The sequence below is a fragment of the Pseudomonas sp. GM55 genome (assembly GCF_000282395.1).
GTDB classification, from domain to species: Bacteria; Pseudomonadota; Gammaproteobacteria; order Pseudomonadales; family Pseudomonadaceae; genus Aquipseudomonas; species Aquipseudomonas fluorescens_CC.
Map to the genome: position 1 here is coordinate 1 of NZ_AKJJ01000031.1, position 26,847 is coordinate 26,847.

23 protein-coding genes are annotated in these 26,847 nt (G+C 60.0%); 9 read left to right on the forward strand and 14 right to left on the reverse strand.

What is annotated here, in order from left to right; all coding sequences use genetic code 11:
• Both PMI31_RS04250 and pdxH read left to right on the forward strand, forming a co-directional pair.
• Positions 1–909, forward strand: a 909-nt coding sequence (locus tag PMI31_RS04250; protein ID WP_008016448.1) for an OmpA family protein, incomplete at its 5' end; no start/stop codon positions are given.
• Positions 910–933: 24 nt separating this feature from the next.
• On the forward strand, positions 934–1,581 hold the full coding sequence (gene pdxH, locus PMI31_RS04255; RefSeq protein ID WP_008016449.1) for a pyridoxamine 5'-phosphate oxidase: 648 nt from the start codon (positions 934–936) through the stop codon (positions 1,579–1,581).
• 5 nt (positions 1,582–1,586) lie between these two features.
• Here pdxH and PMI31_RS04260 read toward each other — a convergent pair whose 3' ends face one another.
• The gene (locus PMI31_RS04260) at positions 1,587–1,823 is read right to left on the reverse strand and encodes a hypothetical protein (RefSeq protein ID WP_008016450.1); all 237 of its coding nucleotides are present in this window, start codon (positions 1,821–1,823) and stop codon (positions 1,587–1,589) included.
• A gap of 165 nt (positions 1,824–1,988) precedes the next feature.
• Here PMI31_RS04260 and PMI31_RS04265 point away from each other — a divergent pair, with 165 nt between their 5' ends.
• Positions 1,989–2,453: a glycine zipper 2TM domain-containing protein gene (locus PMI31_RS04265; RefSeq protein WP_008016451.1), complete on the forward strand. Its 465-nt coding sequence runs from the start codon at positions 1,989–1,991 to the stop codon at positions 2,451–2,453.
• 101 nt (positions 2,454–2,554) lie between these two features.
• Here PMI31_RS04265 and nhaA read toward each other — a convergent pair whose 3' ends face one another.
• The gene (gene nhaA, locus PMI31_RS04270) at positions 2,555–3,742 is read right to left on the reverse strand and encodes a Na+/H+ antiporter NhaA (RefSeq protein WP_008016452.1); all 1,188 of its coding nucleotides are present in this window, start codon (positions 3,740–3,742) and stop codon (positions 2,555–2,557) included.
• Positions 3,743–3,989: 247 nt separating this feature from the next.
• Here nhaA and PMI31_RS04275 point away from each other — a divergent pair, with 247 nt between their 5' ends.
• On the forward strand, positions 3,990–5,087 hold the full coding sequence (locus PMI31_RS04275; protein ID WP_177323550.1) for a PLP-dependent cysteine synthase family protein: 1,098 nt from the start codon (positions 3,990–3,992) through the stop codon (positions 5,085–5,087).
• 156 nt (positions 5,088–5,243) lie between these two features.
• On the opposite strand, the gene PMI31_RS04280 is transcribed toward PMI31_RS04275, so the two are convergent.
• On the reverse strand, positions 5,244–6,857 hold the full coding sequence (locus PMI31_RS04280; RefSeq protein ID WP_008016454.1) for an NAD(P)/FAD-dependent oxidoreductase: 1,614 nt from the start codon (positions 6,855–6,857) through the stop codon (positions 5,244–5,246).
• Positions 6,858–6,964: 107 nt separating this feature from the next.
• Complete coding sequence (locus tag PMI31_RS04285; RefSeq protein ID WP_008016455.1) at positions 6,965–7,630, reverse strand: COG3650 family protein; 666 nt, start codon at positions 7,628–7,630, stop codon at positions 6,965–6,967.
• 173 nt (positions 7,631–7,803) lie between these two features.
• On the opposite strand from PMI31_RS04285, the gene PMI31_RS04290 reads away from it, so the two are divergent.
• Complete coding sequence (locus tag PMI31_RS04290; RefSeq protein ID WP_008016456.1) at positions 7,804–8,160, forward strand: hypothetical protein; 357 nt, start codon at positions 7,804–7,806, stop codon at positions 8,158–8,160.
• A gap of 12 nt (positions 8,161–8,172) precedes the next feature.
• On the opposite strand, the gene PMI31_RS04295 is transcribed toward PMI31_RS04290, so the two are convergent.
• Positions 8,173–8,772 carry a short chain dehydrogenase gene (locus tag PMI31_RS04295; protein ID WP_008016457.1) on the reverse strand — a complete coding sequence of 200 codons (600 nt, stop codon included), beginning with the start codon at positions 8,770–8,772 and terminating at the stop codon, positions 8,173–8,175.
• A gap of 107 nt (positions 8,773–8,879) precedes the next feature.
• On the opposite strand from PMI31_RS04295, the gene PMI31_RS04300 reads away from it, so the two are divergent.
• On the forward strand, positions 8,880–9,788 hold the full coding sequence (locus tag PMI31_RS04300) for a LysR family transcriptional regulator (protein ID WP_008052920.1): 909 nt from the start codon (positions 8,880–8,882) through the stop codon (positions 9,786–9,788).
• 200 nt (positions 9,789–9,988) lie between these two features.
• On the opposite strand, the gene PMI31_RS04305 is transcribed toward PMI31_RS04300, so the two are convergent.
• The 5 genes from PMI31_RS04305 to PMI31_RS04325 form a co-directional block, all read right to left on the reverse strand.
• Positions 9,989–10,690, reverse strand: coding sequence for an ABC transporter ATP-binding protein (locus tag PMI31_RS04305; RefSeq protein ID WP_008016460.1), 702 nt, complete (start codon positions 10,688–10,690; stop codon positions 9,989–9,991).
• Positions 10,691–11,458 (reverse strand): high-affinity branched-chain amino acid ABC transporter ATP-binding protein LivG, encoded by a 768-nt coding sequence (gene livG, locus PMI31_RS04310; protein ID WP_008016462.1) that lies wholly within the window; start codon positions 11,456–11,458, stop codon positions 10,691–10,693.
• The gene (locus PMI31_RS04315) at positions 11,455–12,711 is read right to left on the reverse strand and encodes a high-affinity branched-chain amino acid ABC transporter permease LivM (RefSeq protein ID WP_008016463.1); all 1,257 of its coding nucleotides are present in this window, start codon (positions 12,709–12,711) and stop codon (positions 11,455–11,457) included. Before PMI31_RS04315 ends, livG begins: the two co-directional genes overlap by 4 nt.
• On the reverse strand, positions 12,708–13,631 hold the full coding sequence (gene livH / locus PMI31_RS04320) for a high-affinity branched-chain amino acid ABC transporter permease LivH (RefSeq protein WP_008016464.1): 924 nt from the start codon (positions 13,629–13,631) through the stop codon (positions 12,708–12,710). Before livH ends, PMI31_RS04315 begins: the two co-directional genes overlap by 4 nt.
• Positions 13,632–13,858: 227 nt before the next feature.
• Positions 13,859–14,986 (reverse strand): branched-chain amino acid ABC transporter substrate-binding protein, encoded by a 1,128-nt coding sequence (locus PMI31_RS04325; protein WP_008016465.1) that lies wholly within the window; start codon positions 14,984–14,986, stop codon positions 13,859–13,861.
• A gap of 352 nt (positions 14,987–15,338) precedes the next feature.
• Between PMI31_RS04325 and PMI31_RS04330 the strand changes: the two genes are divergently transcribed.
• Positions 15,339–15,644, forward strand: coding sequence for a DUF2288 domain-containing protein (locus PMI31_RS04330; RefSeq protein ID WP_008016466.1), 306 nt, complete (start codon positions 15,339–15,341; stop codon positions 15,642–15,644).
• Positions 15,645–15,914: 270 nt separating this feature from the next.
• Here PMI31_RS04330 and PMI31_RS04335 read toward each other — a convergent pair whose 3' ends face one another.
• Positions 15,915–18,110, reverse strand: a complete 2,196-nt coding sequence (locus PMI31_RS04335) for a hypothetical protein (RefSeq protein WP_008016467.1) — start codon at positions 18,108–18,110, stop codon at positions 15,915–15,917.
• Between the two features lie 196 nt (positions 18,111–18,306).
• Between PMI31_RS04335 and PMI31_RS04340 the strand changes: the two genes are divergently transcribed.
• Positions 18,307–19,203: an NAD(P)-dependent oxidoreductase gene (locus PMI31_RS04340; RefSeq protein WP_008016468.1), complete on the forward strand. Its 897-nt coding sequence runs from the start codon at positions 18,307–18,309 to the stop codon at positions 19,201–19,203.
• Here the strand turns inward: PMI31_RS04340 and PMI31_RS04345 are convergent.
• Complete coding sequence (locus PMI31_RS04345; protein WP_274517735.1) at positions 19,160–21,376, reverse strand: putative bifunctional diguanylate cyclase/phosphodiesterase; 2,217 nt, start codon at positions 21,374–21,376, stop codon at positions 19,160–19,162. The genes PMI31_RS04340 and PMI31_RS04345 overlap by 44 nt on opposite strands.
• 147 nt (positions 21,377–21,523) lie before the next feature.
• Positions 21,524–21,889 (reverse strand): YkgJ family cysteine cluster protein, encoded by a 366-nt coding sequence (locus PMI31_RS04350; protein ID WP_008016472.1) that lies wholly within the window; start codon positions 21,887–21,889, stop codon positions 21,524–21,526.
• Between the two features lie 358 nt (positions 21,890–22,247).
• Here PMI31_RS04350 and PMI31_RS04355 point away from each other — a divergent pair, with 358 nt between their 5' ends.
• Positions 22,248–23,597: a spinster family MFS transporter gene (locus PMI31_RS04355; RefSeq protein ID WP_008016473.1), complete on the forward strand. Its 1,350-nt coding sequence runs from the start codon at positions 22,248–22,250 to the stop codon at positions 23,595–23,597.
• A gap of 195 nt (positions 23,598–23,792) precedes the next feature.
• Here the strand turns inward: PMI31_RS04355 and rapA are convergent, their stop codons facing one another.
• The gene (gene rapA, locus PMI31_RS04360; protein WP_008016474.1) at positions 23,793–26,639 is read right to left on the reverse strand and encodes an RNA polymerase-associated protein RapA; all 2,847 of its coding nucleotides are present in this window, start codon (positions 26,637–26,639) and stop codon (positions 23,793–23,795) included.
• Between the last annotated feature and the right edge of the window lie 208 nt (positions 26,640–26,847).

A 26,847-nucleotide genomic window follows, 5' to 3' on the forward strand; every position in this document is an offset into this window, starting at 1 on the left:
CGCTCTGCCAGCCACTGGTACTGGCCGTTCGGTTCCGACGACAGCGCCGGCAAGCCTGCGGTCAAACCGGAGGTGAAACCTGAAGTCAAACCCGTTGCGGTGACCAAGGCCGAAACCGATTCCGGCAGCAAGTGGTGGTGGCCGTTCGGCGGTAGCAAGCAGAGCGCAGCCAAGGCTGTGCCGATGCCGGATCCGAAAGTCACCCAGGCCTGGCTTGACGACTACGAACCGCGCCTGCGCGAGGCGGTCAAGGGCAGTAACATGCAGCTCGAACGCCGCGAAAACGTGCTGGTGGTGACTGCGCCGGTCGATGGCTCGTTCAACCCTGATCGTCCGGCCATGCTGCTGCCGGTCACCCTCGGTCCGTTTACCCGCGTTGCCAAAATCCTTGAAGCCGATCCAAAGACTGCTGTCTTGATCCTCGGCCACAGCGATACGTCTGGCTCTGCACCTGCCAACATCAAACTGAGCCAGGAGCGTGCCCAGGCCGTTGCGGCGATTTTCCGTCTCAGTGGTTTGCAGCGTGATCGCCTGATGCTGCGTGGCCTGGGCGGTGATGCGCCACGTGCCGCCAACGACAGCGTGCAAGGGCGTGCGTTGAACCGTCGCGTGGAGCTGCTGGTGACCCCGCAGAACACCATGGCCGCACTGCTGAGCAAGTACAACATGCCGGCGCCGGCCCCTGTGGCCAAGGTCGTTGCCACTGACATCAAGCCGGTCGCCAAGCCTGTGACTCCGGCCCCGGCGGCTAAAAAGGCGGCTGTTCCAGCAACGAAAAAAGCCCCCGCGAAAAAGGCCCCGGCCAAGAAAACTCCTGCGAAAACCGCAACGCCGGCGAAAAAGACCACGCCAGCCAAAGCCTCCACGGCTGACAAGAAAGGCGCCGCCACCGATACTGCAAAGCAGTGATTCGTTAACCAAAAGGAATGCGCCATGACCAAGGGCCTGGCTGATATGCGTCGTGACTACACCCGTGATGGCCTGACCGAGGCGCAAGCCCCGGCCGAGCCGTTTGCGTTGTTCCACCAGTGGTTTGCCGACGCGGTGAAAACCGAACAGGCGCCGGTGGAAGCCAACGCCATGACCCTGGCCACCGTTGACCAGGACGGTCGACCGCACTGTCGCATTCTGTTGCTCAAGGGCCTGGACGAGCAGGGCTTCACCTTTTTCACTAACTACGAAAGCGCCAAGGGCCAGCAACTGGCCGCGAATCCGTTCGCGGCCATGACGTTTTTCTGGCCGGCCCTGGAGCGTCAGGTGCGCATCGAAGGGCAGGTGGTGAAGGTGACGCCTGAAGAGTCAGACGCCTATTATCAGGTTCGTCCCCTCGGCAGTCGCCTGGGGGCTTGGGCATCGCCGCAGAGCCGCGTGATCGCCGATCGTGGCGAGCTCGAAGCGCTGCTCAAGGACACCGAGCAACGTTTCAGCGACACCCAGCCACATTGCCCGGAACACTGGGGCGGTTATCGCCTGCTGCCGGAGCGCATCGAATTCTGGCAGGGCCGCCCAAGCCGCCTGCACGACCGCCTCAACTACCGCCAGCAGGGCGCCGACTGGATTCTTGAACGTCTGGCACCCTGATCAGTCTACCGACCGGGATAGTCTGCCGCAGCGGCCTCCAGCCACTTCGGCAGATCTCGACGCTTGATCTTCTGCACCCGGGCACTCGCCAACCGTTCGAGCATGAAGGCTTTTTTCTGCTCGTCCTTGCCGGCCAGCGCCAGTGCGAGGTCGCGGTCCATCCAGCGCTTGATCCGCACGTACAGCCACCAATGGAAGTACAAACCGGCAACAGTCGTGACGACGATGATAAAGTAGTCCATAAAAATCCTTGGTCAGCGGGGCAGTTTTCCGATTTTGCCGCTACTGTGTGAGTTCGTGGGGGCGCCTTAACGGGACCTGAATCAAACCAATTTTACCCGGGTGGTGCCGTGACAGACGTCAAGCCGCGGGGTCTAATGAACATCTGTTTCTTTGGAGTTGATGCTATGCGTAAGTCTGTTCTGCTGGTTGCTTCCTTTTCCACGATGGCGATGTTGCTCACTGGTTGCCAATCGAGCCTGACCGGTGACTCCTACTCCCGTGACGAGGCGCGTCGTGTGCAGACCGTTCGCATGGGCACTATCGAAGCATTGCGTCCGGTGAAAATCGAAGGCACCAAAACCCCGATCGGCGGCGCTGCAGGCGCAGTGGTCGGCGGCGTTGGCGGCAGCTCCGTCGGTGGCGGCAAAGGCAGTGTTGTTGCTGCGGTCATCGGCGCAGTCGCTGGTGGCCTGCTCGGTTCGGCCGCTGAAGAAGGCCTGACCCGCACCCAGGGCGTGGAAATCACCGTGCGCGAAGACGATGGCAGCATGCGCGCCTACGTTCAGGAAGTTCAGCCAAACGAAGTGTTCCGTGTTGGCGAGCGTGTGCGCATTGCCAGTGTGAATGGCACCAGCCGCGTTTCGCACTAAGCGCAAACAGTGGATAAAAAAACCCGATCAGGTGACTGATCGGGTTTTTTGTTTTTCAGCTGAGGGGCGTCTTGATTGGCCCCAGGCGTTATCAGTGTTTATCAGGAGGCCAGCGCGGTGTTCTTGCGGCTCGCCATCGCCGTCACCCCATAACCGATCAGCGCAGCTAGAATCGAGCCGGTCAGGATCCCCATGCGGTCCATCCCGGCGAACTCACTCACGCCCGGCTCAAAGGCCAGCGAGCCGACAAACAGGCTCATCGTGAATCCAATGCCGCAGAGAATCGCCACGCCCAGTATCTGGCCCCAATTGGCGCCTTGGGGCAGGGCGGCGATACCGGTTTTCACGGCCAGCCAGGTCAGGCCGAAGACACCGACGGTCTTGCCCAGCAGCAGCCCGATGGCGATGCCCATGGGAACATGGTGAGTGAAGCTTTCGACGGTGACGCCGCTCAGGGACAGGCCGGCGTTGGCGAAGGCGAACAGCGGCAGGATGCCGTAGGCGACCCATGGGTGCAGGGCGTGTTCCAGGGTCAGTAGCGGCGAGGGCTCGGCATTTTTCGTGCGCAGCGGAATGCAGAAAGCCAGGGTCACGCCGGCCAGGGTGGCGTGGACACCGCTCTTGAGCACGCAGACCCAGAGGATCAAGCCAATGATCATGTACGGCCCGAGCTTGACCACCCCAAGCCGGTTCATCCCGATCAGCGCCGCAATACAGGCTGCGGCCAGTGCCAGGGATAAGGTCGACAGCGCGCCGGAATAGAAGATCGCAATGATGATGATCGCGCCGAGGTCGTCGATGATCGCCAGGGTCATCAGGAACAGTTTCAGCGAAACCGGAACGCGCTTGCCCAGCAACGCCAGCACGCCAAGGGCGAAGGCGATGTCAGTGGCGGTCGGGATTGCCCAGCCGTTGAGGGCCGGTGGCGTGTCGCGATTGAGGTACCAGTAGATCAGCGCCGGCACCACCATGCCACCAATGGCGGCGGCACCAGGCAGGACAATTTGCGACGGTTTTGACAGCTGGCCATCGAGGACTTCACGCTTCACTTCCAGGCCGATCAGCAGAAAGAACAGCGCCATCAGGCCGTCGTTGATCCAAAGCAACAAGGGTTTGGCGATTTTCAGCGCGCCGATCTGGGCCACCACGGGGGTGTCCAGCAGGCCGTTGTACAGCCATGCCAACGGGGAGTTGTTGATAATCAGAGCCAGAACGGCAGCGGCGATCAGTAACAGACCGCTGGCAGCTTCCAACTGAAAGAAACGCGTGAAAGTGCTACGCAGAGGCAAGGTCGCTCTCCATCTGTGAATTCAAAAGGTGTTACACCCTAACAAGTACTGTTAGTTGTTAAAACAAAAGTTATATTCTTTTTTGTTATATGTCGTTACAACGTAATCCGGCAGCAGGGACCTGAGCCTAGCAGTTGCCGGGCGTATTGGATCTCAGCTGTACCTGTGCTGTATGTAGGTTTTTTCCTAAGCTTGATGGTTGAGCCCTGTGACAAGGCCGACTCCTGCCTGATTCAACGAGAACACCATCATGAGCGACAACCGACAGTGGTCCCGCGAAGCGATCCGGATCATCGAAGCCGACTTCCAGCGCAGCGCCGACACCCACCTGATTCCCTTGCCGCTACCGGGTTTTCCAGGCATCGAGTTGTACTTCAAGGATGAATCCAGCCACCCCACGGGCAGCCTCAAGCACCGCCTGGCCCGCTCGCTGTTTCTGTATGCACTGTGTAACGGCTGGCTCAAACCCGGTGCGCCGGTCATTGAAGCGTCCAGCGGTTCGACGGCGATTTCCGAAGCCTACTTCGCGCGCATGCTGGGCTTGCCGTTCATTGCGGTGATGCCGGCGACCACGTCCAGGGAAAAGATCGCGCAAATTGCCTTCTACGGTGGCCAAAGCCACCTGGTGGACGACCCAACCCAGATCTACGCCGAGTCCGAGCGACTGGCTCGCGAACACGACGGGCACTTCATCGACCAGTTCACCTACGCCGAGCGCGCCACCGACTGGCGGGCGAACAACAACATTGCCGAGTCGATCTTTCATCAGATGCGTTTCGAGCAGCATCCCGAGCCGAGCTGGCTGATTTCCAGCCCCGGTACCGGGGGCACCACGGCCACCCTGGGCCGATACGTGCGTTATCGCCAGCATTGCACCCGCGTGCTGTGTGCCGATGCCGAGCGTTCAGTGTTCTTTGATTACTACCAGACTGGCGATGCCAGCCTGCGTCTGGACCACGGCTCGCGCATCGAAGGCATCGGTCGGCCGCGTGTGGAAGCGTCGTTTCTGCCCAAGGTGATCGACGCGATGGTCAAGGTACCGGATGCTTTGTCACTGGCGGCCATGCACTACCTTGCGGAGCGTCTGGGGCGCCATGTGGGCGGGTCGAGCGGGACCAACCTGATCGGCGCACTAATGGCCGCTCAGCACATGAAGGCGACGGGGGAGACGGGGTCGATGGTAGCGATTCTGTGTGACGGCGGTGAGCGCTACGCCACGACCTATTACGATCCGAAGTGGCTCAAGGCCCAGGGGTATGAGTTGAGTGGCTTGATGGCTGCGGTAGCGGCGACGGTGGAGCGGGGTGAGGCGCTGCCGGCCTCGGTTTTGCGCGCCAATATCTGAACTTACAAACGCTGAATAAACCTGTGGGAGCGGCGGTGCGGCGATCCGACTTGCCCGCGATGACGGCATCATATCCAACATAATTGTTGGCTGATCTGCCGCTATCGCGGGCAAGCCCGCTCCCACAGGGTTTCGTGTTGTTACAGGGATTGCGTATCAGGCCTCGAGACCGAGGATGTCCCGGGCCACCGCTTCAGCAATGCGAATCCCGTCGACACCCGCCGACAGAATCCCGCCCGCATACCCGGCACCTTCACCGGCCGGGAACAAGCCTTTCACGTTCAGGCTCTGCATCGACTCGTTGCGGGTAATACGCAATGGCGACGACGTACGCGTCTCGATCCCGGTCAACACCGCATCGTGCAGCGAGTAACCGCGAATCTGCTTCTCGAACGCCGGCAAGGCTTCGCGAATCGCTTCGATGGCGAACGCCGGCAACGCCAGCGCCAGATCACCCAGGGCAACGCCCGGCTTGTAGGACGGCTCGACGCTGCCCAATTCGGTGGACGGTTTGCCTGCGATAAAATCGCCGACCAGTTGCGCCGGGGCTTCGTAATTGCTGCCGCCCAGCACAAAGGCGTGGGATTCCAGGCGTTCCTGCAGCTCGATACCGGCCAGCGGGCCACCCGGGTAATCGACTTCCGGAGTGATACCGACGACGATACCGGAGTTGGCATTGCGCTCGTTACGCGAGTACTGGCTCATGCCATTGGTCACGACGCGGTTCGGTTCGGACGTCGCTGCAACGACCGTACCGCCCGGGCACATGCAGAAGCTGTAGACCGAACGACCGTTCCTGGCGTGGTGCACCAGTTTGTAGTCGGCGGCGCCCAGTTTCGGGTGGCCGGCGTACTTGCCCAGGCGCGCGCGGTCGATCAGCGACTGCGGGTGCTCGATGCGGAAACCCACCGAGAATGGCTTGGCTTCCATGTACACGCCACGACCGTGGAGCATGCGGAATGTATCGCGGGCGCTGTGGCCGAGGGCCAGGATTACGTGTCTGGAATGGATCTGCTCGCCGCCGTGGAGCTCGACGCCGACCAGTTGGCCGTCCTCGATCAACACGTCGGTGACACGCTGCTGGAAGCGCACTTCGCCGCCAAGGGCGCGAATCTGCTCACGCATGTTTTCCACAACACCGGTCAGACGGAACGTACCGATGTGCGGTTTGCTGACGTAGAGGATTTCTTCCGGCGCGCCGGCCTTGACGAATTCGTGCAGGACCTTGCGACCAAGGAACTTCGGATCCTTGATCTGGCTGTACAGCTTGCCGTCGGAGAATGTCCCCGCGCCGCCTTCACCAAATTGCACGTTGGATTCCGGGTTGAGCACGCTTTTGCGCCACAGGCCCCAGGTGTCCTTGGTGCGCTGGCGTACTTCGGTGCCGCGTTCGAGGATGATCGGCTTGAAGCCCATTTGCGCCAGCAGCAGCCCGGCGAAAATCCCGCACGGACCGAAGCCGACGACGATCGGACGCGCATTCAGGTCGGTCGGTGCCTGGCCTACCGCTTTGTAACTGACATCCGGCGCCACGTTGACGTTACGGTCGTCGGCGAACTTGTGCAGCACCGCCGCCTCGTCGCGAACTTCAAGGTCGATGGTGTAGATGAAACACAGTTCGGAGGACTTTTTACGCGCATCGTAGCTGCGCTTGAACAAGGTGAAATCGAGCAGGTCATCGCTGGCAAGCCCTAAGCGCTGCACGATGGCAGGGCGCAGGTCTTCATCGGGATGGTCGATCGGCAACTTGAGTTCGGTGATTCGTAACATGGCGGGATCCGGTTCGCGGGGCGCACAACTGCGCCAGGGCGTTTGAAGCCCGCGATTATAAGCCCCAAAGGCAGCGTCCAGTGAGGCAAAAACCGCCTCTCGTCGAATCAGTCGTCGCGCGATCCGCCGAAATAACCGCATCCGCGCTGAACCTGGCCGTCAATTCGCAGCTCGGCGCTCATGTGCTGGATGCTGCCGGTGCTGCTGTCGACGCAACGTTGCGGTGCAACCCACAGTTCGATGTGCTGGTTGTTGGCTTCGGTGCTGAGGTTGAAACGGCCATCGCCCAGTTGCTCCTCGACGTAAGGTACGGCCAGCGGCTGGCCGGCGCGGTCGATGACCATGCCTTTGCCGCTGACTTTCACGTTCCACTCCGGGGTGTGGCCGGCGGCGCGCAGAATCAGCAGTTTGAAGTTCGGATCATCGCACGCGGTGCCCGAACGCTCGACGCGGTACAACTGCTCCAGATCGAGCTGGCCGTCGCCACCACTGCCGGCCACAACCCGTCCGCGCACGTCGGCAAACAGCTTGCCCTGCTTGTCCGCCAGGTTTGCGGCCTGCTGCAGGACACTGGTACCGCCCGTGTCGTTGACCACGTAACGGTTTGCCTGGTTACACGGCTGGAACACCAGTTTGCCGTCCGCTGCGGTCAACTGGCCTTGCATGCGTGTCTGGCCGACATGGGAGGTGCTCTGCCGTTCCCCCTCGAACAACTGGCAAGCGGCGAACAGCGGAAGCAGGGCAACGAGGACTAAGGAACGGGCAACACGCATCTTGGGGTCTCCTGACAGGTGCCGCCACGTTACTCAGGCTGACCGTTCATCACAAGGCTGGAGTTGGTCTCTGGCAAAGTGGAGGGCGATTTCCGGCAACATCTTGTGAATTATTTCGATGCCGAGTATCAGGATGCCAAAGCTAAGCTGCCGCGTTTTTGCAGGGGGCGGATATGAAGAACGCAATGGGCTGGAAGATCTGGTTGTTTTTGATTGTGATGACAGGAGCCTCGGGCAGTCAGGCTGCCGAGATCAATTTGTCTTCGGCAACCGACTTCACCCGAATGGAGTTGCTATTGAAGGACAACGACAGACTTCATTCGGCGTTTGAAATGAACGTCACGCTCAGTCCTGAAGCAACTGAGCGTATGCAGCGCATTACCCGTGAGTCGATAGGCCATAAATTGACGCTATCGATCAATGGCTGGAAGGTTTCTACGGCGACAGTGCATTCGGTCTTGGGCTCGCAGTTCAGGGTGTCCATCCCGAAAGCCGTCGCCAAAGACCTCTTGCCCACGTTGGTTGATTGAGCTTGAACCGGCTCAGCCTACGTGAAAGGTCTGACCCGTTTGCAGGCCTTCCACGCTCTTGGCGTAGGCCAACGCCACGTCCGCCGCAGGAACCGGCTTGAAGCCGCGGAAGTATGGCGCGTATTTGCCCATGGCTTCGACGAGGACGTTAGGGCTGATCGAATTCACACGCAGGCCGCGCGGCAGTTCGATGGCGGCGGCCCGGACGAAGCTGTCCAGCGCACCGTTGACCAACGCCGCCGAGGCACCGCTGTAAATCGGATCGTGGCTGAGCACGCCAGTGGTGAAGGTGAACGAAGCGCCGTCGTTGGCGAACTCGCGGCCGATCAACAGCAGGTTGACCTGGCCCATGAGTTTGTCTTTCAGGCCCAGGGCGAAGCTCTCTTCGGTCATCTCATTGAGCGGGGCAAAGGTCACGTTGCCGGCGGCGCACACCAGTGCGTCGAATTTGCCGGTCTGCTCGAACAGTTTGCGAATCGAGGCGCTGTCGCTGATGTCCACTTGGAAGTCGCCGCTGGTGCGACCGATGCGGATGATTTCATGGCGTGGCGAGAGTTCTTTGTCGATGGCCGAACCGATGGTGCCGCCTGCGCCGATCAATAGAATTTTCATGGAGGTTGATCCTCGTTGTGGATTGAACGAGGTATCAGTTTAGGGTGGTTTTTTTCGTAGATAAGCGCGCTAATAGGCAACCTTTGGTTTTCAAATGGAAACAATCCGTGAGCGAGATGGATGACCTGGCCGCGTTCGCCGTATTGATCGAAGCGGGAAGTTTCACCCTGGCGGCGCAGCAGCTCGGTTGCAGCAAAGGCCAACTGTCCAAACGCATCAGCCAGTTGGAAGCGCAGTTCTCCGTGGTGCTGCTGCAACGCACCACCCGCCGCCTGAGCCTGACCGCGGCCGGTGCCGCGTTGTTGCCTCAGGCACAGGCGCTGGTGGTGCAAGTCGAGCGGGCGCGCCAGGCCCTGGCGCGTCTGAAGGACGACATGGCCGGCCCGGTGCGGATGACAGTGCCGGTATCACTCGGGGAAACCTTCTTCGATGGCCTGCTGCTGGAGTTTTCCGCCAAATACCCTCAAGTGCAGATCGAACTGGAGCTCAACAACAGCTACCGCGACCTGTCCCGTGACGGCTTCGACCTGGCGATTCGCTCTGACGTGGCCATTGACCAGCGACTGGTGGCGCGCCCGCTGCTGGCGTGGCAAGAGCTGACCTGTGCCAGCCCGGCTTATCTGGAGCAATACGGTGAACCGCAAACGCCCCAGGCGCTGGCCGAACATCGTTGCCTGCTCAACAGCCATTACAGCGGCCGCGAAGAATGGCTGTATCACCAGCAGCACGAGTTGTTGCGGGTGCGGGTGTCAGGGCCGTTCGCCAGCAACCACTACAATCTCTTGAAGAAAGCCGCACTGGTCGGTGCCGGTATTGCGCGCCTGCCATCCTACTGTTTGCCAACAGAACTGGCCGACGGGCGTTTGCGATGGCTCCTGCGCGATTATCAGACCCGCAGCATGCCGATGTACCTGGTGCATCCGTATCAGGGCGGATTGCCCAAGCGCACGCAGGTGCTGGCGGATTATTTGATTGGGTGGTTCAAGCGTAGTGGGGAGGCGTTGGATCGGCTGTAAATCTTCACTCGCACGTCCTGTAGGAGCGAGCCGGCTCGCGATGGACGTTAATGATGACGAGGGCTGCCTGAATGTACGTGGCGCCCTCCAGTTCTTCGCGAGCAAGCTCGCTCCTACAGAAGAGGGTTTGCGTAGTCAGGGAGGTTGGCAGGCATAAAAAACGGCCCGCGAAGGCCGTTTCTTTTGTTTACCGCAAAGGCTTAGCCACCGAGGTACGCGTCACGTACTTTCGGATCGGTCAACAGTGCTTCACCGGTGCCTGTCATCACCACCCGGCCGTTCTCCAGAACGTAGGCGCGGTCAGCGATTTTCAGCGCCTGGTTGGCGTTCTGCTCGACCAGGAACACGGTCACACCGTCCTTGCGCAGCTGTTCGATGATGTCGAAGATCTGCTGGATGATGATCGGTGCCAGGCCCAGGGAAGGCTCGTCGAGCAGCAACAGCTTGGGCTTGCTCATCAGCGCCCGGCCGATGGCGAGCATTTGCTGTTCGCCGCCGGACATGGTGCCACCACGCTGGGCGAAGCGCTCTTTCAGGCGTGGGAAAAGTCCGAGGACCTTGTCCATCTGCTCCTGATAGTCGCCCTTGGCGGTGAAGAAACCACCCATGGACAGATTTTCTTCCACGGTCAGGCGGGAAAACACCCGACGACCTTCCGGTACCACGGCAATGCTCTTGCGCATGATCTGCGAGGAGTCCTGGCCGACCAGTTCCTCACCCATGTAGCGGATGCTGCCGCTGTGGGCTTGCGGCGAACCGCAGAGCGTCATCAGCAGGGTCGACTTGCCGGCACCGTTGGCGCCGATCAGGGTCACGATCTCGCCCTGGCGGACTTCGACGTTGACGCTGTGCAGGGCCTGGATCTTGCCGTAGAAGGTGGAAACGTTTTCGAACTGCAGCATTTACGCTTCCCCCAGGTAGGCTTTGATCACTTCAGGATTGTCACGGATCTGTTCCGGCGTACCGTTGGCCAGCGGTGTGCCCTGGTTGATCACGAAGATGTGGTCGGAAATGCTCATGACCAGTTTCATGTCGTGTTCGATCAGCAGCACGGTCACATCATGCTCTTCACGCAGGGTGCCGATCAGTGCCTTGAGGTCTTCGGTTTCCCGTGGGTTGAGGCCGGCGGCCGGTTCGTCGAGCATGAGGATCCGCGGACGGGTCATCATGCAGCGGGCGATTTCCAGGCGACGTTGCTGACCGTAGGCCAGGGTGCCGGCCGGACGGTTGGCGAACTCCTTGAGGTTGACCTTTTCCAGCCAGAACTCGGCGTATTCCATGGCCTCGCGTTCGCTTTTGCGGAACGACGGGGTCTTGAACAGGCCGGACAGGAAGTTGGTGTTCAGGTGACGGTGCTGGGCGATCAGGAGGTTCTCCACCGCCGTCATGTCCTTGAACAACCGCACGTTCTGGAAGGTTCGCACCACGCCTTTGCCGGCGATCTTGTGACCGGGCAGGCCTTCGATCGCTTCACCGTTGAGCTGGATGCTGCCGGCGGTGGGTTTGTAGAACCCGGTCAGGCAGTTGAACACGGTGGTCTTGCCGGCGCCGTTGGGGCCGATCATCGATACCACTTGTTTCTCTTTGACGCTCAAGGCTACGCCATTGACCGCCAACAGGCCGCCGAAGCGCATGCTCAGGCCGTTTACATTCAGGATCTCACGGCTCATTTGCGCAGCTCCATGTGGGGGCGTTGCATCGGCAGCAGACCTTGAGGACGCCAGATCATCATCAGCACCATCAAGGCGCCGAACATCAACATGCGGTATTCGCTGAAGTCACGCATCAGCTCGGGCAACAGGATCATCACGACAGCTGCGAGGACCACGCCCAACTGCGAGCCCATGCCGCCCAGCACCACGATGGCGAGGATGGTGGCCGACTCGATGAAGGTGAACGACTCCGGTGTGACCAGCCCTTGACGCGCGGCGAAGAAGCTACCGGCAAAACCGGCGAAGCAGGCACCCAGGGTGAAGGCCGACAGCTTGATCACGGTCGGGTTCAGGCCCAGGGCACGGCAGGCGATTTCGTCTTCGCGCAAAGCTTCCCAGGCACGGCCAATCGGCATGCGCAGCAGGCGGTTGATCACGAACAGCGCGAACAGCGCCAGCAACAACGCAACGAGGTAGAGGAAAACCACCTTGCTGACGGGGTTGTAGGTCAGGCCGAAGAACTCGTGGAAGGTCTGCATGCCTTCAGCGGCCGTTCTATCGAAGCTCAGGCCGAACAGTGACGGTTTGGGAATGTTGCTGATGCCGTTCGGTCCACCGGTGAGGTCGGTCAGGTTGCGCAGGAACAGACGGATGATTTCACCGAAGCCCAGGGTCACGATCGCCAGGTAGTCACCGCGCAAACGCAGTACCGGGAAACCCAGCAGGAAGCCGAAGGTGGCCGCCATCAGCCCGGCAATCGGCAGGCAGATCCAGAAGCTCAGGCCGTAGTAGTGCGACAGCAGTGCATAACTGTAGGCGCCCACGGCGTAGAAGCCGACGTAACCGAGGTCGAGCAGGCCGGCCAGGCCGACCACGATGTTCAGGCCCAGGCCGAGCAGCACGTAGATCAGGATCAGCGTGGCGATGTCCACCGCGCCGCGTGAGCCGAAGAACGGCCAGACCAGTGCAACGACGATCAACGCCATGATGATCCAGCGCTGGGTTGTCGGCAGGGTCAGGAAGTGGCTCGCGCTGGCCGGGATCAGTTTACCCTTGGGCATGGAGCGCATGGCCGCCGAGTATTGGCGATCGAACAGCACACGCAGGAACATCAGCACCGAGCAGGTGGCGATGATGAACAGGGTCGAGGTGCTGGCACCTTGCACTTCGAGGCTGATACCGGCGATGGACAGTTTCAGACCGAGTACCGGATAGGCCACGGCCCATACCAGCAAGGCGCTGAACAGCGCCTGTTTAAGATTCCTAGTCATACTTTCTCAACCTCCGGACGGCCCAGCAGGCCGGTTGGCCGGAATAACAACACCAGAACAAGCAGCCCGAAAGCCACAACGTCCTTGTACTGATCGCCGAAGATATCGGCGCCAAAGGCTTCTGCCACCCCCAGCACCAGCCCACCGAGCATGGCACCAGGAATGCTGCCGATGCCGCCCAGAACCGCCGCGGTAAAGGCTTTGAGACCTACCAGGAAACCGGCGTTGGGGTTGATCACGCCGTACTGCATGCTCAGCAGTACAGCCGCCACGGCCGCCAGGGCGGCACCGATGACGAAGGTCAGGGCGATGATGTTGTTGGTGTTGATGCCCAGCAGGTTGGCCATCTTGATGTCTTCGGCACAGGCCCGGCAGGCGCGTCCCAGGCGTGAACGCGAGATGAACCCGGTGAGGCAGAGCATCACCACCAGGGTCACCACGAACACCAGGATCTGCATGTAGGAGATCAGCACTTCCTGTGCGCCGCCCGGACCGAAGCTGAAGCTGCCCGGAATCAGGTTGGGGATCGATTTGTCCTTGGAGTCCTGCGAGAGCAGTACGGAGTTCTGCAGGAAGATCGACATGCCGATGGCCGAGATCAGCGGGATCAGGCGGTTACTGCCCCGCAGGGGGCGGTAGGCGATCCGTTCGATGCTGTAGCCGTAGGCACTGGTGACAACGATGGTCGCCAGGAAAGCGGCGGTCATCAACAGCGGCAGTGAATCAAAACCCAGCATGGCCAGTCCGGCAAGGACGATGAAGGCCACGTAGGAGCCGATCATGTAGACCTCGCCATGGGCGAAGTTGATCATTCCAATAATGCCGTAAACCATTGTGTAGCCAATGGCTATCAGGGCATAGGTGCTGCCAATGGTCATCCCATTAACCAGCTGTTGGAAGAAGTGATAGATCTCAGGCATTACAGCGCTCCTAAAAACCTGATACGCATTTCACTGGTGGAGTCATGTTCCAGCCCGGGCGATGTGGTCTGTGGCCACTTTTACTCGAGCGTTTGCCAGCGAACCGCTGGTGACGGTTTTAAGATTTTCAGGTAAGCCAGCTCCCGGATCACGGGACTCCGGCTCATTAATCTCGTAAAACAAAGCCCACTGCTTGCGCAGTGGGCTTTATGACTCATGGAGCCCGCTTACTGAGGCGAAACTTCGGTCTTTGGTTTACCGAAATGCCACTGATAGACCACGAACTTAAAGTCCTTCAGGTCGCCCTTGTCGTCGAACGACAGATCGCCGGTAGGGGTCTTGAAGGTGCCTTTGTGGATGGCTTCAGCCACCTTGGCGGTGTCTTCGCTCTTGGCGGCCTTGATACCTTCGGCGATCACTTCGACGGCCGAGTAGGCCGGGAACACGAACGGGCCGCTCGGGTCCAGCTTCTTGTCGGCGAAGGCTTGTACCAGCGCCTTGTTGGCAGGGTCCTGGTCGAAGGATTTCGGCAGGGTCACCAGCAGGCCTTCGGAAGCGTCCTGGGCAATTTGCGAGATGGAGTCGTTGCCGACGCCTTCAGGCCCCATGAACTTGGCGTTCAGGCCCTTTTCCTTGGACTGGCGCAGGATCAGGCCCAGCTCCGGGTGGTAGCCGCCGTAGTAAACGAAGTCGACGTTGTTTTGCTTGAGCTTCTGGATGATCGAGGAGAAGTCCTTGTCACCGGCGTTGAGGCCTTCGAACACGGCAACCTTGACGCCTTTGCCTTCGAGGGTTTTCTTCACGGCGGTGGCGATGCCTTCACCGTACTGCTGTTTGTCGTGCAGTACCGCTACGACCTTCGGCTTGACGTGGTCGGCGATGTAGTTGCCGGCGGCAGGGCCCTGGGCGCTGTCCAGACCGATGGTGCGGAACACCAGTTTGTAACCACGGGTGGTGATGTCCGGGTTGGTGGCGGCCGGGGTGATCATGATCACGCCTTCGTCTTCGTAGATGTCCGAAGCCGGTTGAGTGGAGCTGGAGCAGAGGTGACCGACAACGAATTTCACACCATCGTTGACCACTTTGTTGGCGACGGCCACGGCTTGTTTAGGGTCGCACGCGTCGTCGTATTCCTTGGCTTCGAGCATCTTGCCGTCGACGCCGCCCTTGGCGTTGATCTGCTCGATGGCCATCTTGGCGCCGTTGAACTGCATGTCGCCATATTGAGTGACCGGGCCGGTTTTAGGGCCGGCGATGCCGATCTTGATGGTGTCAGCTGCGAACGAATGGCTGGCAACCCCGGCCAGAACCATAGCGGCAAACAGTTTGGAAATCTGCTTAGTAGCCTTAGTCATAGTGCTCCACTCTTACTGTTGTAATTTTTATAGTCCTGGCGCCGAAAGCAGCAGAACCGGGTCAGATATCTGCGACATTCCCCCGGAAAAGTCCCTCGGCAACTGTACCGGTACAGTGTAGAGCGCCGATTGTCGGCCTGGGAAGGCGGCGCCGGGGGACAAAACCTGCAAGTGTCGCTTTATTGAAAGAAAAAGACAGAATTGCGGCGGGGGTGTTGAAAGGCTTATAGCCGGATTCAGTGCATTCCCTGGCTTTCCTGCGCTTTTCATTTCGGTCACTCAATTGCATCCGGGTTTTTCTGCCAGTCCACCGACGTTATCATTCGCGTCGATTTCTTTTCCGGACAGTCCCATGAATCAAGAACCTAGCACCCTCTATGCCAAGCTGCTTGGTGAAACCGCATCTATTTCCTGGAAAGAGCTGGAGCCGTTCTTCGCCAAGGGTGCCCTATTGTGGGTCGATCCCGACCTGGATTTGATCGCCGCCGCCGAGGCCGTGGCCCAGGATGAAGGGGAGAAAGTGGCTGCCTGGCTGGCTGCTGACAAGCTCGCCAAGCTGTCTGAAACGCGGGCGCTGGATCTTTTTGAGCGTGATCCACAGTTGTGGGCCGTGGTTGTTTCGCCGTGGATTCTGGTCCAGGAAAGGGCGCAGGCTTAAAAGGTTGCACCTGATTGGTGCGCTCCTTTCACAGGGGAAAGTGTGTAGCCGAGTAGCGTGATGGCACGTTGCCGTAGAGAAAGGCCACAGCCTCACGGTGACGTAAACGTAACGGGAACAGTTGGGAGGGCAGCTGAACAGTTGCTCAATTGTTTCTGGATGTTGATGTTTTGTTGAATCCGAGAACGCCTTCGCGAGCAGGGCTCGCTCCCACAAGGTCATCACTGAACCCTGTGGGAGCGAGCCTGCTCGCGAATGTTGCGACGAGGTTTAGAAGGTTTTACCGGTATGGTTATTCAACGAAATGACCTTGGTCTTGCCGATGCGGTGACGGTAGATCTCGCGCAGGTACTTGATCGCTTTCTTCACACAGTCGCGTGACAGGCGGATGTCGTTGATCGAGACGAACTTTTCCTTGTCGTTGATCAGCTCGCGGTATTTCTTCTCGTACATCGGCTTGATCGCGTACCAGTTGGTATCGAGGATCTTTGCCGGGTTCTCGAATTCGTTGAGCAAGTCGTCGATGCGGCCTTCGTCGAATTCCTCCTGGACGATGAAGTCCAGAATCGAGTTGTCCAGGGTTTCGTCGAAACGGTAGGCAGACTTAGCAAAGCAGCGCTTGATGAAGGCCACGATCAGCGTCAGGAAATCGTCCGACAGGCACGGGCTCTTGGCGATCAGGGTGGTCAGCGACAGGTTGGCCGAGGCACCGATCACCAGCGCGTAGCGCTTGAGTGTGGTGTTGGGGAACAGGCTGTTGAGGTGCGTCTTCAACCGGTTCAAATCCATGTAGGACAGCTTGTAGTCCTTCGGCAAGGAAACGATCGACACTACCGACGAGCAGTTCTTGAAGAAGTGCAGGTCATGCAGGGCCGCCGCGTCGTAACCCGAGTTCTTGTACTGCTCCAGCGACGCGCGATAGCGCTTGGACTCGATCGGCAGCAGGCTGATGCCTTCGATGGCCTGGGTGACCTTGTTGAAGTGCGGCAGGTCGATCGAACGGAAGAACAGGTCGTCGATGTTCAGGCGCTGCGGCTCTTTCTCGAAGACCTTGAATTTGTCGCTGCTCGGCGGCGGGGTTTCCGGCACCACGGACTCGGCATAGGCAATCGCCACCGGGCCGGCCAGGCTCATGAACAGGTCGTTGGCGTCCAGGCGGATGGTTTCGCCAATGTCGATGCCGGCACGACGGAAATAGTTCTGGTCGTAGTCGGTGGTGACCGCCTGGGCCGTCAGAATGTTGAAGATCTGCTGCGAGATGTATTGGTTGGCATGCTTTTCCATGGCATTGACATCAATGTTCTGGATATTGCCGTCATCGTTCTCTTCGGCGTAACGCATGATGTCGTTGGAAATCAGCATCATCGCGTTCCATGGGCGGATGCGGCCCATGACGCTGGCTTCGCTGCTGTCTTCGTTGGCGAAGTTGTAGGAGAAGTCCCACTCTTCCGACAGGTACTTGCACAGCAGGCGACCGGCGTTGATGTGCAGCGCCTCGGACATTTCACTGCGGTGATCGGAAATGTTCGGCAGTACACAGATGCCACTGGTGAAGATCGGTTCGAAAACGAAGGAGTGGCCGCTCTTGCTGTCGTGCTCGTCCATCGGTTTGGTGTCGAACGTTTTGTTCATGTACGAGTGCTGCTGGGCCAGGCCGAATTCCGAGGCCATGCCCGAGCCGGTACCGCCACCGGCACTGAAGATCGAGAAATACAAGCGCGACTGGTTGGCCTTGATGCCGCAGCTGTCGATCAGGTACGAGTGAATCATTTTCCAGTCAGGGCTGGAGAAACGCTGGGTGTCCTTGTTCAGGATGATCTTGGCCAGGTACTGGCCAAGGATCGGCGCGTTACCGGCGCCACCGGCGTGGACTTCCGACAAATCCATGATTTTCATCTTGCTGTAGTCACGCAGGAAGCCGCTTTTTTCGCCCTTGCGCGAGAAACGGATGCGTCCGGCGATGTCCTTGTCCAGGTCGCCGAGCATCACCAGCGGCTCGACCAGAAACACCGGCTTGGTGTTTTTGTTATGGCCCAGGCGCAGGTTGTTGCGGATCCACTGGGCCGGGCTGTAGCCCTTTTCGGCAAAACGCTTGTCCGGCGACAGGCGATCTTCGTTGTTGAATTCGTTGAGGTAGAACTTGCGGGCGTTGTACACCAGCTCCGCCACGTCCAGCGCAATGTTCGAGCCGCAGCGGCCCAGGCCGATCAGGCACACCGACGGGAACTCCTGGTCGTTGTGCTGTTCGCTGTCGCCTTCCAGATGCGGTGGGCGCGGGAACACCATATCGCGCAGGCCATCGAGGTTATCGAGGATGCGGTCGGTGTTGGTTTCGGTGAAGTACAGGTATTGCTGGGTCGCCAACGGACGGGATTGAATCAATGGCTTCGGTGATGACGGGCTGTTGGCCGCGGGGCTCAACGTCAGATCGGTTACCGCAGTGGCCGGGTTGTTTTTAGAAGTCATTGTTCGCCATCTACCTGGGCTGATTGGTTGGCCGACTCACTGTCGTCGAACCGTCACGGAATAGAATCGCGTCTTTTTTCAGCGCGTACTTGGACCATGCCTTGGTCTTTAGCCCGAGCATTACTCGGAGTGAATCCTTTCCTAAGTCATGATGGATCGGCCAATATCTGGCGATCTTTAATCAAAAGGAGGCTAAATGATGTCAATGCTCCCTTCGCTGGGGTTTGCCGGGATCGGCCTGATGGGGCTGCCGATGTGCCGGCGCCTGCTGGCCGCGGGTTATCCGCTGGCGGTATGGAATCGCAATCCGGACAAGTGCAAGCCGCTGGTGGAGGCAGGCGCACGCCAGGTCGCCAGCCCGGCCGAATTGTGCCAGCACGCCGACATGGTGATGTTGTGCCTGGCGGATACGTCGGTCGTACGCGAGGTAGTGTTTGGTCCGACAGGCATTGTCGAGGGGGCAAAAAAAGGCCAGCTACTGGTGGATTTTTCCAGCCTGGAACCCAACGCCACACGGGAAATGGCCGCAGAACTCGCCGGTAAAACCGGCATGGGCTGGCTCGATACGCCGGTGTCCGGTGGCGTGGTCGGTGCCGAGGCGGGAAGCCTGGCAATCATGGTGGGCGGCGAGTCACGGGACCTGGATCGGGTGCGCCCCGTTCTGCTGAGCCTGGGGCAGCGCGTGACGCACATGGGCGGCGTCGGGGCCGGGCAGGTGACCAAGGCGTGCAATCAGATGATCGTCGCCTGCAATGCATTGGTGATTGCCGAAGTGGTCGCGCTGGCCGAACGTTCCGGTGTTGATGCAAGCCTGATCGCCGAGGCGCTGGCCGGCGGCTTTGCCGATTCGAAACCGTTGCAGATCCTGGCCCCGCAGATGGCTGGAAGCCGTTTCGAGCCGGTCAAGTGGCACGTGCGCACGTTGCTCAAGGATCTGGATACGGCGGTGAAATTTTCCCGTGAACAAGGCTCGGCGACACCGATAAGCGGTCTGGCCGCGCAGTTGATGCGCCTGCATGGGAGTCAGGGTTTTCTTGAAAAAGACCCGTCTACGTTAGTGCAGATGTACCGCGAGCCAGACTCAGCGTCGTGACGGTGCAGGTGTGTTTGCGCTGGTTGATTTCGTTCAGCACCGGATGCAGCTCGGCCAGTGGCACCGGCCGACTGAGCAAGTAGCCCTGAACGAAGTCACAGCCATGGTTTTCCAGGAACTGGTATTGCTCGAAAGTTTCGACCCCTTCGGTGACCACTTGCAGGTGCAGGGTATGGGCCATGACGATAATCGCCTGGACAATTTCCATGTCCTGGGTGGCCTTGGGGATGTCCTGGATGAACGAGCGGTCGATTTTCAGCGTGTTGAGGGGCAGGCGCTTGAGGTAGGCCAGGGATGAATAGCCGGTGCCAAAGTCATCGATCGACAGCGACACGCCGAGGGCGCGTATCCGCCGCAGTAGCACCAGGGTGTTGGCGATATTGCCCATCAAGGCGTTTTCCGTGACTTCCAGTTCCAGTCGGTGGGGCTCCACACCGGCGGCCCGCAATGCGTACTCGATTTCATCGGCCAGTTCTTCGCGCGCCAGGTTCAGGGGGGAGCAATTCACGGCGATCTTGAGCTCTTCACAGCCTTGGCGCGACAACTTGCCCAGATCCTCGCAGGCCTTGCGCAGCACCCAGTTGTCCAGCTCGGCGATCAGGCCGTTGGCCTCGGCGATGGCGATAAAACGATCCGGTACGAGTAAACCGTGGACCGGGTGTTGCCAGCGGATCAAGGCTTCGAGCTTGCTGACCTGACCGGTCTTGAGGTCATAGATCGGTTGGTAATAGAGCATCAGGCCGGTGTCTTCACGCAGGGCGTGGCGCAACTCTTCTTCCAGTTGCAGCTCAAGCGTGGCGCGGGTTTTCAGGTTGGCGCTGAAAAAATTCAGGCTGTTGCGGCCGCAGCCCTTGGATTGATACAGCGCCAGGTCGGCGTTCTTCAGCAGTTCCTCACATGTCATGCCATCTTCCGGAAACATGCTGATGCCGATGCTGGTGGTCATGACCATGCGCCGGCCGGCCAGCTCGATGGGTTCCTTCATTTTGAGCATGATGCGTTGGGCCAACTGCCGCGCTTCGTCACGGTCATGCAGGTCAATGAGCAGGCAGAACTCGTCGCCACCGAAGCGTGCGACCACATCCTCGTGACTGCGAATCGAGCTCTTGATGTGCCCGGCAAGCACTTTGAGCAGTTCGTCACCGGCATCGTGGCCAAGGCTGTCGTTGATCCGCTTGAAATGATCGATGTCCAGGAACAGGACCGCCAGCATCCCGCCTTTGTTGGCTTTCTCGATGAGCTTTTCGGCGAAGACCTGGTTGAATCCGCGGCGATTGATCAAGTTGGTCAGCGGATCGTAGTGCGCCACCTGTTGCAGCGACATGCGCGCCTGGTCCAGCTGGCTGAGCAGGGAGTTGACTCGCTGCAGGTCGTGGTCCTTGTGTTGCAGTTTCTTGTCTGCCAGTGCCGCGCTGATGCTGCTGCCGATGATCAGCAGGGTCATGACCGTCACGGTCAACGCCAGTTGCAGATGGCTTTGTTCGCCGGATTGCACTGGCAGGCTGTCGTTGGGCAGTACCAGGTTGAAGGCGGCCATGGCCGTGAGGTGCATACTGAGTATGCCCGCCCCGAGCAACAGGCTGGCGCCGTATTTGAAGAGCTGATGCAGCATGCCGGCGCCATTGCGCAGATACCATGCCAGCAACAAGGCTGCCAGCGCGGCACCGATCGCGAGCGCGATGGAAAGGGCAAACAGACCCGGATGGTAATAGATCGAGGCACTGGAGTGCAGGGCCGTCATGCCCACGTAATGCATGGTCGCTATACCCAGGCCAATTCCGATCGATACCTTGAGGCACTGTTGCAAATTCAAATCAGGGAGGCTGAGGGTATGCATTGCCAGCCATGCGGCGAGCAGCGCGATGGTTAGCGAGAACACCGTGACAGGCAGTTGGTAGTAAAGGCCGATAGGTGCCTGGAAGGCCAGCATCCCGACAAAATGCATGGCCCAGATACCGCCGGCCAGGCATCCGCTGCCCACCCAGCGCCAGCGTGTTTTGGAAGCGGAATTTTCAGCGTGAGCAACCCGTTCGGCCATGTCCAGTGTCGCGAAACAGCCGACACAGGCGACCAGATACGCCAGCAGCACCAGAAAAGGGTCATGTGTGCAATTGAGTATGACCTGCCCACTCTCTGGTAGCTCGGTAATGAAATGCAAACCAAGCCACTCCATAGCATGCCCCATCGTTATCCCGCAGGCCGGTGCAAGGAGCGCCAGCGAATGTCCTGAAGTATAGAGGGCATGGATGGAGTGCAAGCGATAGTGGCACATTGGCACCAATTATTTTGACATTAGCCTAATAGCGATTGGTGCTAATACTTAGGCGATTTGCTTCTGAGGCGTCTCGAATGCGGGTTGCAGGGCCGGCAAGCCGAATGCGGCACGGGCCGCGTCGCAATCGGGATTGACCAGGCCATCGACCCATGAAGCGTCGAATTCCCGGCAGGTGCTGGAGCGCTTTTCGTAAATCGAGCACTGCACCGTACTGCCCACGTCTCCCACCAGGCTGGTGCAGCGCACGGGTTTGCAGCCGGTGCCGATCATCGCGACCCGACTGGGGCTGATCTGCTCGACAAGCTCATCGGGTACCGTCCCCCCGGCAGAAGCGCATTCACCCCAGAAAAATGACACGCGAAAATGAGAACAGCAGGCACCGCAATTCAGACACGGACTGGCTTCGGACATGGGCGATTATCGTAAGGAGGAGTGGAGACACAGGGGGGAGCAAGGCCGCTATTCTAGGCTTCGCCAACGGCTTGGGAAGGGGGGGAGAAAGGTATTTTTCAACGAGCGGACGGACTGCGAAATACCCATCCTGCGAAAGCTTCACCCCTGTGGGAGCGGGCTTGCTCGCGAAGGCGGTGCGTCAGTCACCGCTTGTATTGAATGTGCCAGCCTTTTCGCGAGCAAGCCCGCTCCTACAGGTTGTGCGCCATGGGTTGGTATCAGCCTGGCGAATAATGAAAGACAGGTGTGGCCGGCCTGTCTAGATTGCAAAGTCCGGGGACAGTGACGCCCCAAAAACAATAAAAGAGACGGACCCATGCAGAACTCGACCCAAGCGGCCAATGCCTGGCGCATCCTGTTCCTGTTGTTCCTGGCCAACCTGTTCAATTTTTTCGACCGTACCATCCCGGCCATCATCATCGAGCCCATTCGCATGGAATGGCACCTCAGCGATTTCCAGTTGGGGATCATCGGTACGGCCTTCACCATCGTCTACGCCATTGCCGGCTTGCCATTGGGGCGGATGGCCGATACCGGCTCGCGCAGCAAGCTGATGGGCTGGGGGCTGGCGGTGTGGAGCGGGTTGACCGCCGTCAACGGTATGGTGGGCAGCTTCTGGAGCTTTTTGATCGTGCGCATGGGGATCGGCATCGGCGAGGCCAGTTACGCGCCAGCCGCCAACTCGCTGATTGGCGACTTGTTTCCGGCGCACCGCCGGGCGCGGGCCATGGGCATCTTCATGCTCGGGCTGCCATTGGGGCTGTTGCTGGCGTTCTTCACCATCGGCGCGATGGTCAAGGCGTTCGATAGCTGGCGCGCGCCGTTCTTTATCGCGGCGGTGCCCGGGCTGATCCTCGCGATCTTCATGTTTTTCATCAAGGAACCGAAGCGCGGCGCCGCCGAGAGCGTTCAGGTGTCGCAGGAAAAGATCGATCGGCCGATCTGTCGGGTATTGGCTGTGCCGACCTTCCTGTGGCTGGTGATGGCGGGCCTCTGTTTCAACTTCGCCACCTATGCCTGCAACTCGTTTCTGGTGCCGATGTTGCAACGGTATTTCCTCATGCCGTTGCAGGATGCCGCGGTCGCCACCGGAGTCATTGTCGGTGTGACCGGGTTGGTCGGCCTGACCCTCGGTGGCTGGATCGCAGACAAGATTCACCAGCGGATTGCCAACGGGCGGCTGTTGTTTGCGGCGTTCAGCCTGATGATTTCGACGGCCTGCACCGCGTGGGCGCTGCATTCCGGGCGCATCGAGATCGGTGTGTTTGTCGCCGTATTCAGCGTCGGCTGGCTGTTCGCGTACAACTTCTACACTTGCGTGTACACGGCGATTCAGGATGTGGTGGAGCCGCGGTTGCGGGCGACGGCCATGGCATTGTTCTTTGCCGGGTTGTATCTGTTGGGCGGGGGCCTGGGACCGGTCGTGGTCGGGGCCTTGTCAGATCACTTTGCCCACTCGGCGATGCTGGCGGCGGGTGCCGGGCAGATGACCGAGGCGTTCAAGGCGGTCGGCCTGCATGATGCGATGTACCTGATTCCGGTGGCGCTGTTTTTTACCGTGGTGTTTCTGTTCCTGGCTTCGCGGTGTTTTGTGCGCGATGCCATGCGGATGAAGGAAGGGTTGGTGGCGGTGGTTGAGCCTGAAGGTTCTGTGGCGACGGCCTGATCGCTTTCGTCGGAGCGCCGCCCGGAGCAAGCCCGCTCCCACAGGTTTGGTGTTGTTCACAGGATTTGTGTTCGACACCGACCACTGTGGGAGCGGGCTTGCCCGCGATGAGGCCATCCGCATCACTACAGGAATCAGACAAATAAAAAGGCCCGCATCGCTGCGGGCCTTCTTTTTTACCAGTGGGCAGGGGACTTAACCCGCCACCAGCACCCGGATCGCTTCCAGTCGCAGCGCAGCCTTGTCGAGCATGGCCAGGCCTTGCTCGCGTTGATTGCGCAGGGCAACCAGTTCGCTGTCGCGCACGGTCGGGTTGACCGCTTGCAACGCGGTCAGGCGCGCCAGTTCTTCTTCGGTATCGGCGGCCAGGCGACGCTGCGCCTCGGCGACACGCTCAGTGTGGCGAGGCAGGATCTTCGCTTCGCCGGCATTGATCCGTGGCGTCAGCTGGTCGCGCTGGGCCTGGATGAACTTGTTGGCGCTGGCACGCGGCACGCTTTCGAGCTGATCGTTCAAGGTTTCGAACGACACACGGGCCGCCAGGTCGTTGCCATTGGGATCAAGCAGGCAGCGCAGGGCGGCCGGCGGCAGGTAGCGGCCCAGTTGCAGTGAGCGCGGGGCGACCACTTCGCTGACATACAACAGTTCCAGCAATACGGTGCCCGGTTTGAGTGCCTTGTTCTTGATCAGCGCCACGGCGGTGTTGCCCATGGAGCCGGACAGCACCAGATCCATGCCGCCCTGAACCATCGGGTGCTCCCAGGTGATGAACTGCATGTCTTCGCGAGACAGCGCCTGGTTACGGTCGTAGGTGATGGTCACGCCTTCGTCGTCGCCCAGCGGGAAGCTGGCGTCGAGCATTTTTTCGCTCGGCTTGAGGATCAGCGCGTTTTCCGAGTGGTCTTCGCTGTCGATGCCAAAGGCGTCAAACAGGGTTTCCATGTAGATCGGCAGCGCGAACTGATCGTCCTGCTCAAGGATATCTTCCACCAGTGCATCGCCTTCGCCCGCGCCACCGGAGTTCAGCTCCAGCAAACGGTCGCGGCCGGTGTGCAACTCGGCTTCCAGGCGCTCACGCTCGGTGCGGGCTTCGTCGATCAGCGCCTGCCATTCGACATCGTCGGCTTCTTCGAGCAGCGGCAGCAGGCGCGGGCCGAACTGGTGCTGCAAGGCGTTGCCGGTCGGGCAGGTGTTGAGGAAGGCATTCAGTGCTTCGTGGTACCACTGGAACAGGCGCTCTTGGGGGCTGGTTTCCAGGTAAGGCACATGCAGTTCGATGACGTGTTTCTGACCGATCCGGTCCAGTCGACCGATACGTTGTTCCAGCAGGTCCGGGTGGGACGGCAGGTCGAACAGCACCAGGTGATGGGAGAACTGGAAGTTGCGACCTTCACTGCCGATTTCCGAGCAGATCAGTACTTGCGCGCCAAACTCTTCGTCGGCGAAGTAGGCGGCGGCGCGGTCACGTTCGAGGATGTTCATGCCTTCGTGGAACACCGTGGCCGGAATGCCGGAGCGTACGCGCAGGGCGTCTTCCAGGTCCATGGCGGTTTCGGCGTGGGCGCAGATCACCAGCACTTTGGTGCGTTTGAGCATCTTCAGCTGATCGATCAGCCATTCGACACGCGGGTCGAATTTCCACCAGCGTTCTTCTTCGCTGGCATCCGGTTGGGCCTGGAAGCTGACTTCCGGGTACAGCTCGGCGTGATCGCCCAACGGCAGTTCGAGGTATTCATCCGGGCATGGCAGCGGGTACGGGTGCAGCTTGCGCTCCGGGAAACCCTGCACGGCGGCGCGGGTGTTACGGAACAGCACGCGGCCGGTGCCGTGACGGTCGAGCAATTCGCGCACGAGGCGGGCGCTGGCTTCGGTGTCGCCATCGTTGACGGCGGCCAGCAGTGCTTCGCCTTCGTTACCGAGGAAACCGTGGATGGTCTTGTGCGCTTGCGGCGAAAGGCGTCCCTTGTCCAGCAGCTCCTGAACGGCTTCAGCCACCGGGCGATAGTTTTCGCTCTCGGCGCGGAAGGCCTGCAGGTCGTGGAAACGGTTCGGGTCGAGCAGGCGCAGACGAGCGAAGTGGCTGTCCTGGCCCAGTTGTTCCGGAGTGGCGGTCAGCAGCAGCACGCCGGGAATGGTTTCGGCGAGTTGCTCGACCAGCGAGTATTCAGGGCTGACCTGATCTTCGTGCCACACCAGGTGGTGAGCTTCGTCGACCACCAGCAAGTCCCAGCCTGCCGCGAACAGCGCGTCCTGGGCTTTCTCGTCGTCCACCAGCCACTCAAGGGCGACCAGTGCGAGCTGGGTGTCTTCGAACGGGTTGCTGGCATCGCTTTCGATGAAGCGCTCTTCGTCGAACAGCGCAACCTGCAGGTTGAAGCGACGGCGCATCTCTACCAGCCACTGGTGCTGCAGGTTTTCCGGAACCAGGATCAGCACACGGCTGGCACGGCCCGAGAGCAATTGGCGATGGATCACCAGGCCGGCTTCGATGGTTTTGCCCAGGCCCACTTCGTCGGCCAGCAGAACCCGAGGTGCGATACGGTCGGCGACTTCACGGGCAATGTGCAACTGGTGCGCGATCGGTTGTGCACGCACGCCGCCCAGGCCCCAAAGGGAGGACTGCAACTGGCGGCTGGTATGTTCCAGGGTGTGATAACGCAGGGAGAACCAGGCCAGCGGGTCGATCTGGCCGGCGAACAGACGGTCGCTGGCCAGGCGGAACTGGATGAAGTTCGACAGTTGGGTTTCCGGCAGGGTGACCACGTCGTTCTGCCCGTTGAGGCCGTGGTAAACCAGCAGGCCATCAATGTCGTCGACTTCGCGGACGATCAGTTTCCAGCCTTCGAAGTGCGTGATGGTGTCACCCGGCGAAAACCGCACGCGGGTAAGAGGCGCATTCCGTAGCGCGTACTGGCGAGTGTCGCCAGTGGCCGGGTAGAGCACGGTCAACAAGCGGCCGTCCTGTGCCAGAACGGTGCCTAAACCCAGCTCGGCTTCGCTGTCACTGATCCAGCGTTGTCCCGGTTGATACTGCTGCGCCATGCTGCCTGACTCCCACCTTGAAAAAGCGGGCTATCTTAACGGAATGAGGGCTTCAGGGCCAAAGGACTCTCAGAAAAACTCACAGTCTTACGTTAGCCCACGTATGCATGACGCGCCGCTCAGCGCACTGATGAGTGCCAATTGAGTCACAGTTTGCGACCGATGGCTCAAGTCGCCATCCCCGCAGCCGACAGCCTGCTGACAGGAG

What these genes read in the sequence shown, in the direction of transcription:
- PMI31_RS04265 (WP_008016451.1), top strand. Translation starts at nt 1,989, where the DNA reads ATGCGTAAGTCTGTTCTGCTGGTTGCTTCCTTTTCCACGATGGCGATG.
- PMI31_RS04355 (WP_008016473.1), top strand. Translation starts at nt 22,248, where the DNA reads ATGCAGAACTCGACCCAAGCGGCCAATGCCTGGCGCATCCTGTTCCTG.
- PMI31_RS04345 (WP_274517735.1), bottom strand. Translation starts at nt 21,376, where the DNA reads ATGGAGTGGCTTGGTTTGCATTTCATTACCGAGCTACCAGAGAGTGGG.
- pdxH (WP_008016449.1), top strand. Translation starts at nt 934, where the DNA reads ATGACCAAGGGCCTGGCTGATATGCGTCGTGACTACACCCGTGATGGC.
- PMI31_RS04315 (WP_008016463.1), bottom strand. Translation starts at nt 12,711, where the DNA reads ATGACTAGGAATCTTAAACAGGCGCTGTTCAGCGCCTTGCTGGTATGG.
- PMI31_RS04260 (WP_008016450.1), bottom strand. Translation starts at nt 1,823, where the DNA reads ATGGACTACTTTATCATCGTCGTCACGACTGTTGCCGGTTTGTACTTC.
- PMI31_RS04285 (WP_008016455.1), bottom strand. Translation starts at nt 7,630, where the DNA reads ATGCGTGTTGCCCGTTCCTTAGTCCTCGTTGCCCTGCTTCCGCTGTTC.
- rapA (WP_008016474.1), bottom strand. Translation starts at nt 26,639, where the DNA reads ATGGCGCAGCAGTATCAACCGGGACAACGCTGGATCAGTGACAGCGAA.
- livG (WP_008016462.1), bottom strand. Translation starts at nt 11,458, where the DNA reads ATGAGCCGTGAGATCCTGAATGTAAACGGCCTGAGCATGCGCTTCGGC.
- PMI31_RS04340 (WP_008016468.1), top strand. Translation starts at nt 18,307, where the DNA reads ATGATGTCAATGCTCCCTTCGCTGGGGTTTGCCGGGATCGGCCTGATG.
- PMI31_RS04295 (WP_008016457.1), bottom strand. Translation starts at nt 8,772, where the DNA reads ATGAAAATTCTATTGATCGGCGCAGGCGGCACCATCGGTTCGGCCATC.
- PMI31_RS04290 (WP_008016456.1), top strand. Translation starts at nt 7,804, where the DNA reads ATGAAGAACGCAATGGGCTGGAAGATCTGGTTGTTTTTGATTGTGATG.
- PMI31_RS04280 (WP_008016454.1), bottom strand. Translation starts at nt 6,857, where the DNA reads ATGTTACGAATCACCGAACTCAAGTTGCCGATCGACCATCCCGATGAA.
- PMI31_RS04305 (WP_008016460.1), bottom strand. Translation starts at nt 10,690, where the DNA reads ATGCTGCAGTTCGAAAACGTTTCCACCTTCTACGGCAAGATCCAGGCC.
- PMI31_RS04325 (WP_008016465.1), bottom strand. Translation starts at nt 14,986, where the DNA reads ATGACTAAGGCTACTAAGCAGATTTCCAAACTGTTTGCCGCTATGGTT.
- PMI31_RS04335 (WP_008016467.1), bottom strand. Translation starts at nt 18,110, where the DNA reads ATGACTTCTAAAAACAACCCGGCCACTGCGGTAACCGATCTGACGTTG.
- livH (WP_008016464.1), bottom strand. Translation starts at nt 13,631, where the DNA reads ATGCCTGAGATCTATCACTTCTTCCAACAGCTGGTTAATGGGATGACC.
- PMI31_RS04330 (WP_008016466.1), top strand. Translation starts at nt 15,339, where the DNA reads ATGAATCAAGAACCTAGCACCCTCTATGCCAAGCTGCTTGGTGAAACC.
- PMI31_RS04350 (WP_008016472.1), bottom strand. Translation starts at nt 21,889, where the DNA reads ATGTCCGAAGCCAGTCCGTGTCTGAATTGCGGTGCCTGCTGTTCTCAT.